This window comes from Chromatiales bacterium 21-64-14, assembly GCA_002255365.1.
In the GTDB taxonomy this organism is placed as follows: Bacteria; Pseudomonadota; Gammaproteobacteria; order 21-64-14; family 21-64-14; genus 21-64-14.
In genome coordinates this window covers 1-15,171 of sequence record NCBI01000051.1, presented here as the reverse complement: position 1 = coordinate 15,171, position 15,171 = coordinate 1, and the positions used below count along the sequence as shown (strand labels likewise).

The following is a 15,171-nucleotide window of genomic DNA, read 5'->3' as shown; positions in this document are numbered from 1 at the left end:
CTGACAAGTGGTTTCTTGTCCCTGCCCTCAGCCATGCACGTGCATCCGTTTTGCAATGTGTCGGCAGCCGTCGATAACCCCCGACGAAACGCAACGATCTTGCTTCCTTCGCTACCCAATATAGAGGAAGTGCCATCGATCTTGACAAACGTCGCCGGGTTTCGGCAGGTAGATTCATTCAGTTGGTCGGTGCGGTAAGCCACAGACAACAGGCAACCGACACGATAATGATCATCATATGATGTATACTTTGATGCATATAATCTCTGAATGAGGTGCTCGCATGCGCACGACCCTGAATATTGATGACCAATTGATCAATGAAGCACAGCGCATTACTGGCGTGGCCGAGAAAGCCACTTTGGTGCGGGAGGGGTTGCGCGCGCTAATCGAGCGCGAAAGCGCCCGACGGCTGGCACGTCTCGGCGGTAGTGAGCCGCAGTTGGAACCGGTACCGCGTCGGCAGTCCGATCCCGCATGATCCTGGTCGATACCTCGGTCTGGGTTGATCACTTGCGCGCCGGTGATGCGGAACTGGCGGCGCTGCTGAACGGCAGCGAGGTGCTGATGCACCCCTGCGTACTCGGCGAGCTGGCATGCGGCAACTTGCGCAACCGCACTGAGGTGCTTGTGACATTGGGCGGTGTAACGCGGTTCTGGACGCGGGACAAACGCCTGCGAGCGGTGGCTGGCGCTCTGGCGCTGGCGTACGAGCGGGATTGATCTTCTAACATGAGCGACGCCGCGGACGCTCTCGTTCAGCAGGCGACCGTAGACTATCTGAAGCGGCAGCAATGCTCCCAACAGTCATATTTTCATACCGCCCATCATCCAGTACCCGCACTCAGCGGAGGAGGAATAATTCTGCATGCGCTTGGCGGAACATGTCGGCCTTTCGGTCTCGAGCGTGACGTTATTCCAGGATGTTCGTGACGGCGTGATCGCGGGAGAGACGCGCAGCCGGGGCGGGGGTACGTCTCCGCAGCGGGCGGCGCCCGGGCACAATACGGCGGAGGTGTTCGATGGAACCAGGCGGCGGCGCGACGGACGCGAGGTGGAAAAAGGGGATCTGCGGCGTATGTCCCGCCGGCTGCTGGGTGGAGGTCTGCATTGAGGGCGGCAGGCTCACGGACATTCGGGCGGATCCGGACCATCCCCTGGGGGCGCTGTGCCGGCGCGGGCGGCACGCCCAGGAAATCGTATACGGGGAACATCGCCTGCGGTATCCGCTCCGACGCTCCGGGGTGAAGGGCGGGTTCGCCTTCGAAAGGATCGGCTGGGACGGCGCCTACGACGAGATTGTGCAACGCCTGGAACGTATCAAGTCGGAGTCGGGCCCGGAAGCGGTGGCCGTCTACACGGGGCGGGGGGCGTTCGAACTGTCTCTCTGCGATCTGTTCCAGCCGAAGGGCGTGGCGGTGTCGTCGGCATCGAACGTCCTCTTCCCCTTCGGCTCCCCGAACACGATGGGGGTCGGTGCACTGTGCTACGTATCGTTTGCGATGATCGCCCCGCACGTCACGATGGGCAGGATGCTCATCGATATGTACGCGGACATGGAGAACGCGGAGCTGCTGGTCGTATGGGGGGCCAACCCGGCGACGGACTCGCCGCCGATGGACATGCGGCGCCTGGAGACGGCGGCGCGGCGCGGTGCGGACATCGTCGTGATCGATCCTCGGAGAACCGAAACCGTGGAGCGATGCGGGGCCGAATGGATCGCGATCCGACCCGGCACCGACGGTGCGCTGGCCCTATCGATGATCGGGGTGCTGATCGACGAAGGGATCCTGGACGAGGAGTTCGCGGAGAACTGGTGCCGGGGTTTCGACGAACTGGCGCAGTACGTGCAGCACTTCCCACCCGATGCCGCGGAACGGATCACCGGGGTACCGGCGCAGACGGTACGTACCCTGGCGCGCCGCATCGGCACGGCGCGCGGCGCCTGCCCGGTGATGTACACGGGCCTCGAGTATTCGGACAGCGGTGTCCAGGCGATTCGCGCGGTCCTGACGCTGTTCGCGCTGGCCGGCCAGCTCGACGTCCCCGGCGGCATCGGGCTGGCCATGCGCGGGTCGCACTTCCCGATCAACCGATCGTGCAATCAGGCGAACCCGGACCTGGCGCGGGCAGCGGGTCGCGAGCGCTTCCCGCTCTATAGCCATTACCGCGGCGAGTCGCACGCCACGGCGCTGGTCGACGCGGTGCTGAAGGGACGCCCGTATCCGATCCGGGCGCTGATCATCCACGGCGCCTCCCTGCTCACGTCCTGGCCGCAGCCGGCGCTCTGGCGCCGGGTGCTGGAGAAGCTCGACTTCGTGGTGTGCATCGACCGGCAGCGGACCGCCGACGCCGCATTCGCCGATCTCGTGCTTCCCGCGACCACGATGTTCGAGATCGATTCGTACATGGCCTACGGGCCGATCTTCCGGTTGCGTGAAAAGTTGATCGAGCCGGTGGGGGAGGCGCGCAACGACTATCGGATCATGGCGCAGCTCGCCGCGCGGCTCGGCTATGGGGACCTTTACCCGCAGACGGAGGAGGCGTTGCTCCGTTTCGTGCTGGAGGGATCCGGATTCACCCTGGAGGATGTGCGCGCGGCGGGGGGGACGGTGCGGATACCGTCGCCTTTCACCGAATATCGCAAATGGGAGAAGGGCGGTTTGAGGGCCGACGGCAGGCCGGGCTTCGACACCCCGAGCGGAAAATTCGAGATCCGCTCCTCGATGCTCGAGGAGTACGGCTACGAGCCGCTGCCCCGCTACACGGAGCCCCGCGAAGGGCCGTTGGCGGACCCCGTGCTCGCCCGGGAGTTTCCGCTGATCTTCAATTCCGGTGCGCGTCCAGATACGGACTTCCGCTCGCAGCACCACGGCATCGCCGGGCTGGTGAAGGACAATCCCGAGCCCACCGTCCAGATCAACGACCGCGATGCCAGCGCACGCGGTATCCGCGACGGTGACCTCGCGGAAGTGCGCACCCCCAGGGGCGCGGTACCGTTTAGGACGCGGGTCTCCAGCGCGATCGTGGCGGGCGCGGTCGAGTGCAACATGGGCGGGGGAACCCCGGTCGGGCCGCCGGCGTGGCGCGAGTGGAACGTGAATGCGCTCACGGATCTCGACCACTACGACGCGATTTCGGGGTTTCCGGTGTACAAGGCGCTGCTGTGCGAAGTGGTGAAGCTCGCCGACGGCGCACCCGCCGGTACGGGCTCGCGGCGGGCGGAGCGCCATGGCGCTCGCCGGGTCGGGCGCGCGGCGGGCGCGGTTGCGGTGTCACAGCGGCGTCCCGTGTACCTGGACAACAACGCCACCACGCCGGTCGACCCGCTCGTGCGCGAGGCGATGCTGTCGTGCCTGGACGCGGGGTTCGGGAATCCCTCGAGTCTCCATCGGGGGGGGAGGGAGGCGCACGCGGTCGTGGAAACGGCGCGCCGGAGCGTGGCACGCTTGATCAACGTGCGCCCGCGGCGGGTGATCTTCACCAGTGGCGGTTCCGAGTCGAACAACTTGGCGATCAAGGGAGTCGCGCTTGTGCGGCGCGGGCGCGGCGGACACGTGGTGACGACGCGCATCGAGCATCCTTCGGTACTCGGGGCATGCGCCTTCCTGGAGACGCTCGGCTATGCGGTCACCTACCTGCAGGTCGACCGATGGGGCCGGGTCGACCCCGGAGACGTGGCGGCGGCCATACGGGACGATACCGTACTCGTGTCGATCATGACCGCCAACAACGAGGTCGGTACGATCCAGCCGATCCGGGAATGCTGCTGGGTGGCGCACGGGAAGGGCGTACTGTTTCACACCGATGCGGTCCAGGCAGTCGGCAAGATCCCGGTGGACGTCGCCGACCTCGACGTGGACCTGCTCAGCCTGTCCGCGCACAAGTTCCACGGCCCGAAGGGCATCGGCGCCCTGTACGTGCGCAAGGGGGTCACGCCGGCCCCGCTGGTGCACGGCGGGGGGCAGGAAGGGTCCTTGCGCGGCGGTACGCAGAACGTGGCCGGAATCGCCGGCCTCGGGGCGGCGGCGGAGCGGGCCGTCGTGGAGTTGGGGGACTGCGAACGAGTGCGTGCGCTGCGCGACCGGTTCGAGGCGGAGCTGCGCAAGCTGGTAAGCGGCGCGGTACTCAACGGGCACCCCGAACAACGCCTGCCCAATACCTTGAACATGACCCTCCCGGGTCTGCGGGGCGAGTCGCTGGTGGTGGCGCTGGATCAGAACGGTGTGGCGGCCTCGTCGGGCTCGGCCTGCAAGTCCGGGTCGCCCGAGCCGACGCACGTCCTGATCGCGATGGGAGTGGACCCGCAGGAGGCCCACTGTTCCCTGCGCTTCTCGCTGTCCCGGTACACGACGGATGAGGACGTCGATGCGGCGGTGGCGGCGCTGCGCGAGGTGCTCGGGCAGGCGGAGGCCACCGTGCGGTTCCTGCCGTGCAAGTGACGGCATCCGCTTCTGAACAACAAGTCGTGGAGTGAGCCATGCGCACGATTCTTGTCGTCTGTCCCTCGCATCGTGATTACCGGGAAATCGCGGCGTTGGGTGTGGAGCGGCGCCATCGCGTGTTGTTCCACGAGTACGCCAGTATCGAACTGGAGCAGATGGTCGCGCCGGCACCGATGTTGACGCCGGTGCGGGACGCGCTGGAGGAGATCGACGGCATCGTCGAGCGGTTCTCCGCGGGCGGACCGGACGGGGTGGTGAGCACGGACGACTATCCGGGCAGCACGCTTGCTGGCATCGTGGCCGAACGGTTCGGGCTTCCCGGGGTTCCGGCGATGGTGAACCTTCGGTGCCAGCATAAGTATCATTCGCGGTTGCTGCAGCAGGCCGTCGTCCCGCACGCGGTGCCGGAATTCGCGCTGGCTGCCGGGGATGAGGTTGCGGGGCTGGAGTTCCCGGTTTTCGTCAAGCCGATCAAGTCGTTCTTTTCGGTCGGGGCCTATCGCGTCGAGGATGCCCAGGCATTCTCCAAAGCCCTCGCGCGCGCGACCTTGCCGGAGCCGTTCTTCGATCCGCTGCGGCGGCTCTTCGAGCGCTACGCAGGATGCGGCTTCGGGCCGAGTCGGGTGCTCGTAGAGGAGCTGCTCGAGGGGGTCCAGGTGACGGTGGAAGGGTATGCCTTCAGCGGCACGGTGCAGGTGTTCGGCATCGTGGACTCGGTCCTGTTTCCGGGGACCCTGGCCTTCCGGCGCTTCGAATACCCCTCGAGTCTGCCATCCGCGGTGCAGGACCGGATGGCGGGCATCGCCGCGCAGGTGATGACCGGTATCAGATTCGACAACGGGCTGTTCAACATCGAGATGATGTATGATCCCACACGCGAGCGTATCCACATCATCGAGATCAACCCGCGCATGGCGTCACAGTTCGCGGATCTGTACGAGAAGGTGGATGGATTCAATACCTACGAACTGTTGATCGATCTTGCGCTCGGAAAAGAACCCTCTTTACGGCGCGGGCAGGGGCCCCATCGGCGGGCGGCCAGCTGCGTGCTGCGCACCTTCGAGGACCGGCGTGTAGTTCGGGTCCCCTCGGAAGAGGACGTGGCCGGGGTCATGGAGCGCTACTCGGATGCGAGGGTCGAGATCCTGACGGCTCCGGGGCGGTGTCTGTCGGAGGAGATGCAGGACAGCGAGAGCTATCGCTACGGGCTGGTCAGTCTCGGAGGCGGGGACCTGGACGACATCCTCGGCGCGCTGGAGGAGTGTGAGCGGCGACTTGGATTCGTGCTGGAGCCGGTTGAGGCGTCCGGGGCGGAGCGGGTCGCAGGGGTGTCTGGGCGGCGGACGGTATGACGGGGCTGGGACAATACGCCCTGCTGCTGGGGCTGGCGGCCGGCACCGTCGGGGCGGCGCTCAGCCTGTACGGACTCGCGCGGGCGATCGGCCGGAGTCGGGGGGAACCGGGCAAGGAGGTGCCGGCGACCGCCGGGCGGCTGTCGCCGGAGCCGGTCTGGGTTCGCTATCACGCCCGCTACTACGGTTACGCGCTGTTGTTCCTCGCCTTCGACATGGAGATGGCCTTCATGTACTCAGCACGTCCCTGGCGGGCAGCGGAGGATGCAGTCAGTCGGCCGGGGGAACGAACGATATGAGCGCATTGGCACAATATGCCGTGCTGCTGGGGTTGACGGTTGGCACGGCCGGGGCGGCGTTAAGCGTGTATGGACTTGCACGGGCGATGGGTGGGTGCCGCCAGGAGCCCGCCAAAGACGTGCCGGCAACGGGCGGGCGGTTGGCGCCGGAGCCGGTCTGGGTGCGTTATCACGCGCGCTATTATGGGTACGCACTACTGTTCCTGGCCTTCGATATGGAGATGGCCTTCATGTACCCGTGGGCGGTAGTGTACAAGCAGGAGGGGCTGGTCGCGCTTCTGGACATGGGCGTATTTCTGGCCATTTTATTCCTCGGTCTGTTGTACGGCTGGAGTCAAGGTGCCCTGCGGAGACAATAAGTGATCCTCGGCGCCCGCCAAGGCGCGTGGTCCCGGCTGCGCCGGCTGGCGGCCTATGCGAGCGCCCAAACGCTTGAGGCCATCGTGGTTCCGGGCCCGGAGGTTGCCGGTGCCTACGGGCTCGATCTCGAAGGCGCGGGGATCGTGGTCGCGGCCTCACCGCGGCATGCAGGGGTGCTGGTGGTCGTTGGGCCCGTCCCTGCGGAGCTGCGCGAGGCGGCAACGGTCCTGTATGCCGGGATGATGCGACCGCGGATCGTGCTCGCGCTCGGCGCCGGAGAGCTGACTCCGTTGCCTGAGGCCGATGTGGCGGTGGAACTCTCGCAGCAGGCGTTACTCGACGGCGTGCACCGGTTGCGCACGGTGCTGATCGAAGGCGCCTTCCACCCGGACGTGATCGATTTCGATGCCCTCGTGCTGCACGGCCGGACGCAATACACCTGTCCGATGCACCCGGAGGTGGTGCGGGGCGAGCCCGGTTCCTGCCCCAAGTGCGGTATGACGCTCGTTCCCCACGAGGTGCATGGCGTTCCGGAGCATGCCGATCCCCCGCAGGACGAGGGTGCGGAGGCGATGGGTGAGTTGCCGGCGCCCACGCCCAGCGATCCTCATGGCGTGGATCACGAAGCGATGGCCGGTGATCCATCGAGGGCCTACACCTGTCCGATGCACCCGGAGGTGGTGCAGGACGCCCCCGGGTCCTGCCCCAAGTGTGGCATGACGCTGGTGCCGCGCGAGGCGCCGGCGGGCGCGGGGGCGCACGGGCACGCGGGCCATGGGGGGATGGAACACGCGCCGGCGGCACACACGGCCGGGCCTGAGTACACCTGTCCGATGCACCCGGAAGTGGTGCAGGATGCCCCTGGTTCCTGTCCCAAGTGTGGCATGACGCTGGTACTGCGCGAGGCGCCTTCCGGGTCCACGATGGAGGAACCCGAGGCACACTCCGGCATGGATCATGCGCGGATGGGACACGGCGACCGCGCCTTCATGTCGATGGTGGCGGTCACCCGGGATCTGCCGCGCAGCGCCGACGGTCTGCCGATGGATTGGATCGAGGTGCCGTTCGGACCGCTGTTCCCTGGGTTGCCCGGCGGCCTGCTGCTGATGTTCACCCTCGACGGCGATGCGGTCGCGAAGGCTGCCGTACACTCTCTGGTCGGCGGGGCCGCGGGCGCGCTGCAACCGGTGGGGGTGGTCGCCCGCGATTTTGCCCGCCGGATCGGCGGCATGGATCCGCTCGCGCCGGCCGCCTATCGGCTGCTCGCCTGCCGGGCGCTCGAAGATGCGGCGGGACAGGAGGTGGACCCTGCGCGGGCCCGCGCGCGGGCAGGTACCTTGGAGCGTGAACGGATCGCGAGTCATCTGGGATGGCTCGGCGGGTTCGCACGCCAACTCGGTATCGAGCGGCTCGCGCGGCGCGCCTCGGCGTTGCAGGCGGCGCTGGTGCGCGCGGATTCGGAACGCATCCCGGCGCTGGGGCTCGAGGTCCGCGCGCTGGTGCGGCGCATCAAACGCACACCGTTGCTGCGGCGCCGGTTAGCGGGTATCGGCCGGCTGCCTGGAGGCGCCGTGGTTCGGGGGCCCGTGGCACGGGCGGCGGGCCGCGCCGACGACGCGCGGTCAGCGGACGCAACCTACGGGGCACTCGGCTTCGAACCCGTGGTGGGTGCGCGCGGCGACGCGTTCGATCGCCTGCAGGTGCGGCTCGGCGAGATCGTGCGCGGCCTGGAACTCATCCGCGCGGCGGGGACCGTCGAGGATCCCGGCGCCCCCGTCATCGGCACCGTTTCCGGTACCGGCGCGGCCGCGATCGAGACCCCGCGGGGCGTAGCGCGCCTGCGGCTCACCCTGGAGCAGGGCCGGGTGGTGGACGCGCAACTGGATACCCCGTCGAACGGCCACCTGGCCCTGGTCGGGCCGCTGGTCGCGCAACAGGAGTTGGGCGATGCCCTGATCGCGGTCGGCTCACTGGATCTCTCGCCATGGGAGGCCATGGGATGACGACCGTCATCGTGCTCGCCGCCTTGCTGAGCGGGGCCTACATGATCGCGATACTCGAGGCGTGGACGCGGAGCGGGCGCCTGCGCCCGGCGGCGCCGCTGTTCGCCGCCATGGCGCTGCTCGGCCGCGAATCCATCGTGCCGCGTAAATCCGACCGGATCTTCTTCGAGGTCGCGCCGGTCCTTCTGTTGGTGGCGGCGGTGCTCGCCGCCGCGGTCTTGCCGCTGACGCCGACGCTCGTGATCGCCAACCTCGCGACCGGTGCGCTGTTCGTCAATGCGGCATTCGCCTATGTGCTGGTTGCCCTGATCATGGCCGGCTGGGGGCCCAACGGGGCCTATGCCATGATCGGTGGCTGGCGCTTCCTGGGGCAGCTCATCGGCTACTCCATGCTCATCGTCATGCCTATTACCGCCGTCGTCATGCGCGCCGAGTCGCTGGTGACGACCGCCATCGTGGTCTCGCAGGCGGGGGTGTGGAACATCGTCTACCAGCCGCTGGGGTTCGTCCTGTTCTTCATCGCCGCGATGGCACTGGCGTTTCTGCCGCCGTTCGATCTGCCGCTGGCGGCGGGCGAGCTGGCCGGCGGGGTGCAGGCGGAATACGCCGGGTGGCGGTTGGCGGTGCTGCGCCTCGCACGGACGGTGCTGATCGTGGCCGTGGCGCAAGCGACGACGGTGTTCTACCTGGGTGGGTGGCTGGGCCCGATCCTGCCCCCCTGGGCCTGGAGCGCTGTCAAGACACTACTCGTCGCGGCGGCGATGCTGGGGATCGGGCGCTGTCTGCCGCGCATGCGTGAGGCCGATTTCCTGGCGTGGTGCTGGAAGCTCGGCATCCCCCTGGCGCTGCTCAACATCTTCATCGTCGGTGTCCTTGTGCTGGTGTTGCCGTGATCTACGCACAGATGTTTTTCGTCGGCTTCTTCGGGCTCGCCGCCATCTGGTTCGGCGTCGCGGTGTTCCGCACCTCGTCCATGGTGCGCTCGGCGCTCGCCCTGCTGTTCTCGCAGACCGCGATCGGTGCGATGTTCCTGGCGATGCAGACCGAGTTCCTGGGCGTCCTGCAGATCATGATGATGGCCACTGAGATGAGCATCATGGCCATCTTCATGGTGATGTACATGATGGATCCCGGCGGGCTCGGCGCGATGGAGATGGCGCATCAGAAGCGGTTGTCGATCGTAGCGGGCCTGATCGGCGCAGGCGCGGCCGTCGCGGTCTCGATACTGGTGGATTGGGGCCCGGTGGTGGCGCCGGCACCGGGCGCCGCACGGCAGACGCGCGACCTCGGCCTCGAGCTGCTGGGGCGCTCGATGCTCGTTTTCGAAACCGCCGGCGTGACGATCCTGACCGCCATGATCGCGGCGACGGCGGTGGCGATCCAGCGGCGCGGGCAGGGGGAAGCGGAATGACCCTGACATTGATCGTGGCACTGATCACGGGGGCCGCGCTGTTCGGCGTCGGCCTCTACGGCGCGTTGTCGCAGACCAACCTGGTCATGATCATGATGGGCGTGGAGCTGATCCTCGCCGGCGCCCTGGTCAACCTGGTGGCGTTCTGGCGCTTTCTCTATCCAGAGGTATACGCCGGGCAGATGTTCGTTCTGATCGTGATGACGGTGATGGCCTTGGAGATGGCGGTAGGCTTCGGCGTGGCGACCGCGCGCTTTCGGGCCAAGGGCTCGGTAGAGATGGAAGAGGCGGGGGATCTGAAGGGATGAATTCCATCGCATTCACCATCCTTGGCCCGCTGGCGGGCGTGGCCGCGATCCTGCTGGTACGCCGGGCGCCGGCGGCGCTCGCGCTGCTCGGCGCCGCGGTCGGGTTGGGTGCGAGCGTGTGGCTGCTCGCGGGGCTGTCGGCAGGCGCACCTTTCGCGCTCGTGCTGCCCGGCCTGCCGGGGTACCCGCTGCGCCTGATCGCCACGCCCTTGAGCGGGCTGTTGGCCGTGGTCGTGGCGACGGTCGGTGCCTTCGTCCTGGTCTACGCCGTAGGCTACATGAAGGAGGACCCGGAACCGGTCCGGTTCTTCGCCACGATGTCCTTTTTCGTGGCTGCCATGCAGACGCTCGTGCTCGCGGGCGACTGGGTGTTGCTGCTAGCCGCCTGGGAACTCATCGGGCTCAGCAGTTATCTGCTGATCGGATTCTGGCATGCGCGCCCGGGCGTCGGTTCCGCCGCGATGCGCGCATTTCTATACACGCGAACCGCCGACCTGGGCCTCTATACCGCCGTCTTCCTGTTGATCGCCCACACCGGAACGAGCGCCATCGCACCCGGATTGGCGGCCGGCGGACCGGTGGCGTCGGTGGCGGGCGTGCTGCTGCTGGTGGCCGCGATGGGCAAGTCGGCGCAGACCCCGCTGCAGGATTGGCTGCAGCGCGCCATGGCCGGACCGACGCCGGTGTCGGCGCTCCTGCACTCGGCCACCCTGGTGGCCGCGGGGGCGATCCTCCTGATCCGGGTCGCACCGATGCTCGGGCCGGACGTGCTGCTCGCCGTCGGCCTGGTCGGGGGGGTGACCACCGTGGTCACCGGACTCATCGCCCTGGGCGAGCGGGATCTCAAGCGCCTGCTCGCCGCCTCGACTTCGAGTCAATACGGCTTGATGTTGGTGGCGATCGGCGCGGGGGCACCGGTGGCGGCGTTGGTGCATCTCACCGCGCACGCGGCGATCAAGAGCTCGCTGTTTCTCGGGGCCGGCGTCTTTCAGCACGCGCGCGGGAGCACCGCCTTTCCCGAGCTGGCGGGGACCGGTCGCGCGCACCCGCGGACCTTTCTTGGCTTCGCGATCGCGGGTCTGGCGCTCGCCGGGATCCCGCCGCTCAGTGGGTTCTTCACCAAGGACGCTATCATCGGCGCATCGCTCGCCGCGTCCCATGCGGGCCTGCTCGCGCCGCTCGCCCTCGCCGGCACCCTGCTCACCGGCGCCTACGTGGCGCGGGCGCTGCGCATCCTGTGGCGCGGTAACGGGCGGGAGCGGCGGGTCCCCGGTATCGGTTGGATGGGAGCGGGTCTGGCCGGCCTGGTCGTGTTAGCGGCAGGGCTGGGGGGCGCGGTCGCACCGATCGGCGCGTGGCTCGGCGTGCCGATTCCCGGCAGCCGGTTGGCCCTCGTGCTCGGCCTGTCCGCGGCGCTGGGCGGCTTGGGGTTGGGCTGGTTCATTCCGGGGGTGCGGTTACTGGGGCCGCTGCGGCGCAGCGCCGAGCAGGGATTCGCGATTGCCGGCGGGCTTGATTTCTGGATCGCGCGCCCGGCGCTCGCGCTTGCCCGCGCCTGTGATCGTCTCGAACGGGCCCTGTATGCGGGCGTGCTTGCAGTCGGTGGGTTCGGGCTCGCGCTTGCCCGTGGCGCGCGCTTCAGCGACGAACGCGGTATCGACGGACTCATCTTCGGCCTGGCGCGCCGGACCCGGGCGTTGGGCGAGCGGGCACGCGCACTGCAGAGCGGCCTGGTGCATCGGGAACTGGCGCTCGCCGCGGCCGGCGCGGCCCTTATGCTCGCGGCGCTGGTCGCGGGACTGGTGAGATTCTGATAGGAGGTGATGGTGCCAATCGTCACGCTTACGCTGTTCGCGCCGCTCGCCGGGGCGGTCCTGGTCCTGGCGTTGGGCACGCGCTCCGCGCGGCGCGCCCATGCGATCGGGATCGTGACCACCGCGCTCACGCTACTCGGCGCCCTGTCGATGTGGTGGCGGGGGATCGGAGCAGGGGGTTTTTCACAGGTCGAACAGTTCGCGTGGATCCCTTCGATCGGGGTTGCCTACCGGGTCGGGGTGGACGGCATCAGTCTTCCGCTGGTGCTGCTGACGGCGCTGCTGTTCTTCCTCGCCGCCGTCTATTCGGCCCGCATCGAAGCGCGCGCCCCGGCCTACGTGATTCTCACGCTGCTCCTCGAGACCGCATCGATCGGGACGTTCACGGCCTTGGACGGACTGCTGTTCTACGTATTTTTCGAGATATCGCTGGTCTCGATGTATTTCATGATCGCGGGTTGGGGCCACGAGGACCGCCAACGGGCGGCCTTGATGTTCTTCCTGTACACGCTGTTGGGCAGTCTTCCGCTGCTGCTCGCCATACTCGGCTTCTACCTGGGCAGCACACCGCACACCTTCGACATGCGGGCATGGATCGCCCATCCGCCGCTCTCCGGGACCGCCGCGACCTTGGCGCTGATCGCGATGCTGATTACGTTCGCCGTCAAGATCCCGATCTTCCCGGTACACACCTGGCTACCGGCCGCCCACGTGGAGGCGCCCACGGCTGGCAGCGTAATCCTCGCCGGCGTGATGTTGAAATTCGGGACCTACGGCCTGGTGCGCTTCGCGCTGCAAATGACCCCGGCGGCGTTTCGCAGTGCCGGGGTGGTAATCCTGATCCTCGGTGTGGTGAGCGCGCTCTACGGGGCGTTCGCGGCGCTGGCACAGACGGATCTCAAACGACTGGTGGCGTACACGTCGGTGAACCACATGGGCTATGTCGTCGTGGGGGTCGCCGTGGCCGCGTTGGCGAGCGACCCGGCGGTGCGCGCCATGGCCCTGGACGGTGCGGTCCTGCAAATGGTGAGCCATGGCCTCGTCACCGGAGCGCTGTTCCTGCTGGTCGGCATGCTTCAGGACCGCACGCACACGCGCGAGATGGCGGACTTCGGCGGGTTGTTGCAGGTGATCCCGGGGTTGGGCTGGGCGTTCGTGCTGGTCGCGTTCGCTTCGCTTGGGCTTCCCGGGCTCGCGCACTTCCCGGCCGAGTTCCAGATCTTTCTGGCGACCTTGCAGGTTGCGCCCGCCGCGGTCGTCGTGGTGCTTGGCATCGCGGTCGTGGCGGCGCTCTATCTGCGGGCGATCGGGCGCACGTTCTTCGGCGCGCTGCCCGCGCGCTGGACGGCAATGCCGGACCTCGATGTCCGCGAATGGCTCGCGGTCGCACCGCTGCTCGTGCTGACGATCGTCGTCGGAGTCGCCCCGTGCGCATGACCTCCTGCTCCTGATCCCGGAGATCGCGGTCTTGTTGACCGCGATCGGCGCCCTGGTGTGTGAAATGCTGCGCCTGCCCCGTGCCGCGCTCGCCGTGTCGGTGGGGGGCCTGCTTGCCGCGGCCGCCCTGGCGCTTCCGCTGGTGGGCGCCCACACGACGGTGTTCAGCGGGACCTTCCGGGTCGATGACCTGAGCACCTGGGCCGCCCTGACCCTGCTCCCCGCGACCGCGCTGTCGACCCTGCTCGCGCGCGCCGAGATCGGTGGCAGCGACCGTGAGGGCACGGTGTACAGTCTGCTGTGCTTCACCGCGCTAGGCGCGCTGATCCTGGCCGGATCGGGGGATGTGATGTTGCTGGTGCTCGGTGTGTTGCTGTCCAGCCTGGGCTCATTCGCGCTCGTCGCCTATGGGCGCGACGATCCGGCCACGGAAGCCGCCATGAAGTTCTTCGTGTTCGGATCGGTCAGCGGCGCGGTGATGATCTTTGGTCTCACCTATTGGTTCGGGGTGACGGGCTCCACGCTGTTCGTGCGGCTCGGTGCCCTGGAGCACGCGCCGCTCGCGGCTGCGGTCGGGCTGGTAGCGCTGATCGTGGGTCTCGGTTACAAGGCCTCCCTGGTGCCGTTTCATTTTTGGGCACCGGACGCCTACGACGGCGCACCGGTGTCGGTTGCGGCGTTCCTGTCGGTGGTGCCGAAGATCGGTGCGATCTTCGCGCTCGCCCAGGTGGTTCGGGATCTCCCGGTATCCAGTAATTGGCCGCTCGTCATCGCCGCGCTCTCGGTCCTCACCATGACCTACGGAAACCTCGCCGCGCTGGTGCAACAAAACGTCGTACGGCTCCTGGCCTACTCGTCCATTGCCCAATCCGGATATTTCCTGCTCGGCGTCGTGGCGATGGGCGGGCATCCGCTCGCGCAGCGAGCACTCGTCGTTTTCGCGGTCGCCTACGTGGCTATGAACATCGGGGCATTCGCGGTGGTGCTGCGTACCGGCCGGACCCTCGATGACTTCACCGGCCTCGGGCGCCGAAGGGTGGTGACGGGCGTGGCGATGGTGGTGTTCCTGCTGTCGCTGGTCGGGATTCCGCCGCTGGGAGGATTCGTCGGGAAGTTTCTGTTGTTCGGCGCGGCGATGAGTTCCGGCTTCCTGTGGCTGGCGGTAGCGGCTATCCTCAACAGTGTGCTCTCGCTTGCCGTCTATCTGCGCATCGTCGTGCCGATGTACCGGCAATCGGGTGGGCCCACTACGCCCGCGCCGAAGCCCCTGGTGACCGTGGTGTGGGCCATCGCGTTGCTGGTGACGCTCGGCATCGCACCGGCGGCGCAAGGGCTCATCGCACGGGTCGGCCAAGCGGTTGCGGATGGAGGCCAGCAGGCGGGAAGCCAGGCTTCCGGTTCCCGCTCCGAAGTCAACGGTTCCCCGACATCCGCGGGCGGTCGCGTAGGCGGTGGGTCGCCGGGCGAGGCGGGTTTTTCAGGAATACAGGTGCGCAGGCCGCTATAGGTTCGGGCAGGCGCCGACGGTCCGCGGCGAGCGCCACAACGGAGGCGGAGAGGGTTCTACCATGAAGGTAACGGAACGACTACCATCCGTGGCGGACGGCTCGGGGCCCGCCCCAGCCAATGTTTCGGGCACCGCACACAAGGCCCTGCGCATCAATCTCGACCCGGAGACCTACGGGACGATCGCGGAAATCGGCGCTGGGCAGGAGACGGCGCGCTGGTTCTTCCGGGTCGGC

The 15,171-nt window shown here is 67.7% G+C and carries 13 protein-coding genes and 1 pseudogene; all 14 read left to right on the top strand.

Annotated features, from left to right (window positions below; all coding sequences use genetic code 11):
* Positions 1-283 precede the first annotated feature (283 nt).
* The 14 genes and pseudogenes from B7Z66_14435 to B7Z66_14370 all read left to right on the top strand — a co-directional run bounded on the left by B7Z66_14435 (position 284) and on the right by B7Z66_14370 (position 14,936).
* Positions 284-481, top strand: coding sequence for a DUF2191 domain-containing protein (locus B7Z66_14435; protein OYV75038.1), 198 nt, complete (start codon positions 284-286; stop codon positions 479-481).
* Positions 478-723 (top strand): hypothetical protein, encoded by a 246-nt coding sequence (locus B7Z66_14430; GenBank protein OYV75037.1) that lies wholly within the window; start codon positions 478-480, stop codon positions 721-723. The genes B7Z66_14435 and B7Z66_14430 overlap by 4 nt, the downstream gene beginning before the upstream one ends.
* Positions 724-1,022: 299 nt before the next feature.
* A complete protein-coding gene (locus B7Z66_14425; GenBank protein OYV75036.1) occupies positions 1,023-4,442 on the top strand; it encodes an aminotransferase V in 3,420 nt (1,139 codons plus the stop codon).
* A gap of 38 nt (positions 4,443-4,480) precedes the next feature.
* A complete protein-coding gene (locus tag B7Z66_14420) occupies positions 4,481-5,797 on the top strand; it encodes a hypothetical protein (GenBank protein OYV75035.1) in 1,317 nt (438 codons plus the stop codon).
* Positions 5,794-6,096, top strand: a complete 303-nt coding sequence (locus B7Z66_14415; GenBank protein OYV75034.1) for a hypothetical protein — start codon at positions 5,794-5,796, stop codon at positions 6,094-6,096. Before B7Z66_14420 ends, B7Z66_14415 begins: the two co-directional genes overlap by 4 nt.
* On the top strand, positions 6,093-6,455 hold the full coding sequence (locus tag B7Z66_14410) for an NADH-quinone oxidoreductase subunit I (GenBank protein ID OYV75033.1): 363 nt from the start codon (positions 6,093-6,095) through the stop codon (positions 6,453-6,455). Before B7Z66_14415 ends, B7Z66_14410 begins: the two co-directional genes overlap by 4 nt.
* Positions 6,456-6,761 (top strand): annotated as a pseudogene (locus tag B7Z66_14405) (hypothetical protein).
* Between the two features lie 690 nt (positions 6,762-7,451).
* The gene (locus tag B7Z66_14400; GenBank protein OYV75041.1) at positions 7,452-8,459 is read left to right on the top strand and encodes a Ni Fe-hydrogenase III large subunit; all 1,008 of its coding nucleotides are present in this window, start codon (positions 7,452-7,454) and stop codon (positions 8,457-8,459) included.
* Complete coding sequence (locus B7Z66_14395; GenBank protein ID OYV75032.1) at positions 8,456-9,352, top strand: NADH-quinone oxidoreductase subunit H; 897 nt, start codon at positions 8,456-8,458, stop codon at positions 9,350-9,352. The genes B7Z66_14400 and B7Z66_14395 overlap by 4 nt, the downstream gene beginning before the upstream one ends.
* Positions 9,353-9,363: 11 nt before the next feature.
* Complete coding sequence (locus B7Z66_14390; GenBank protein ID OYV75040.1) at positions 9,364-9,870, top strand: hypothetical protein; 507 nt, start codon at positions 9,364-9,366, stop codon at positions 9,868-9,870.
* Positions 9,867-10,178 (top strand): NADH-quinone oxidoreductase subunit K, encoded by a 312-nt coding sequence (locus B7Z66_14385; GenBank protein ID OYV75031.1) that lies wholly within the window; start codon positions 9,867-9,869, stop codon positions 10,176-10,178. The genes B7Z66_14390 and B7Z66_14385 overlap by 4 nt, the downstream gene beginning before the upstream one ends.
* On the top strand, positions 10,175-11,992 hold the full coding sequence (locus tag B7Z66_14380; GenBank protein OYV75030.1) for an NADH-quinone oxidoreductase subunit L: 1,818 nt from the start codon (positions 10,175-10,177) through the stop codon (positions 11,990-11,992). The genes B7Z66_14385 and B7Z66_14380 overlap by 4 nt, the downstream gene beginning before the upstream one ends.
* 9 nt (positions 11,993-12,001) lie before the next feature.
* Complete coding sequence (locus B7Z66_14375) at positions 12,002-13,429, top strand: oxidoreductase (protein OYV75029.1); 1,428 nt, start codon at positions 12,002-12,004, stop codon at positions 13,427-13,429.
* A gap of 64 nt (positions 13,430-13,493) precedes the next feature.
* Positions 13,494-14,936 carry an oxidoreductase gene (locus tag B7Z66_14370; GenBank protein ID OYV75039.1) on the top strand — a complete coding sequence of 481 codons (1,443 nt, stop codon included), beginning with the start codon at positions 13,494-13,496 and terminating at the stop codon, positions 14,934-14,936.
* Positions 14,937-15,171 lie beyond the last annotated feature (235 nt).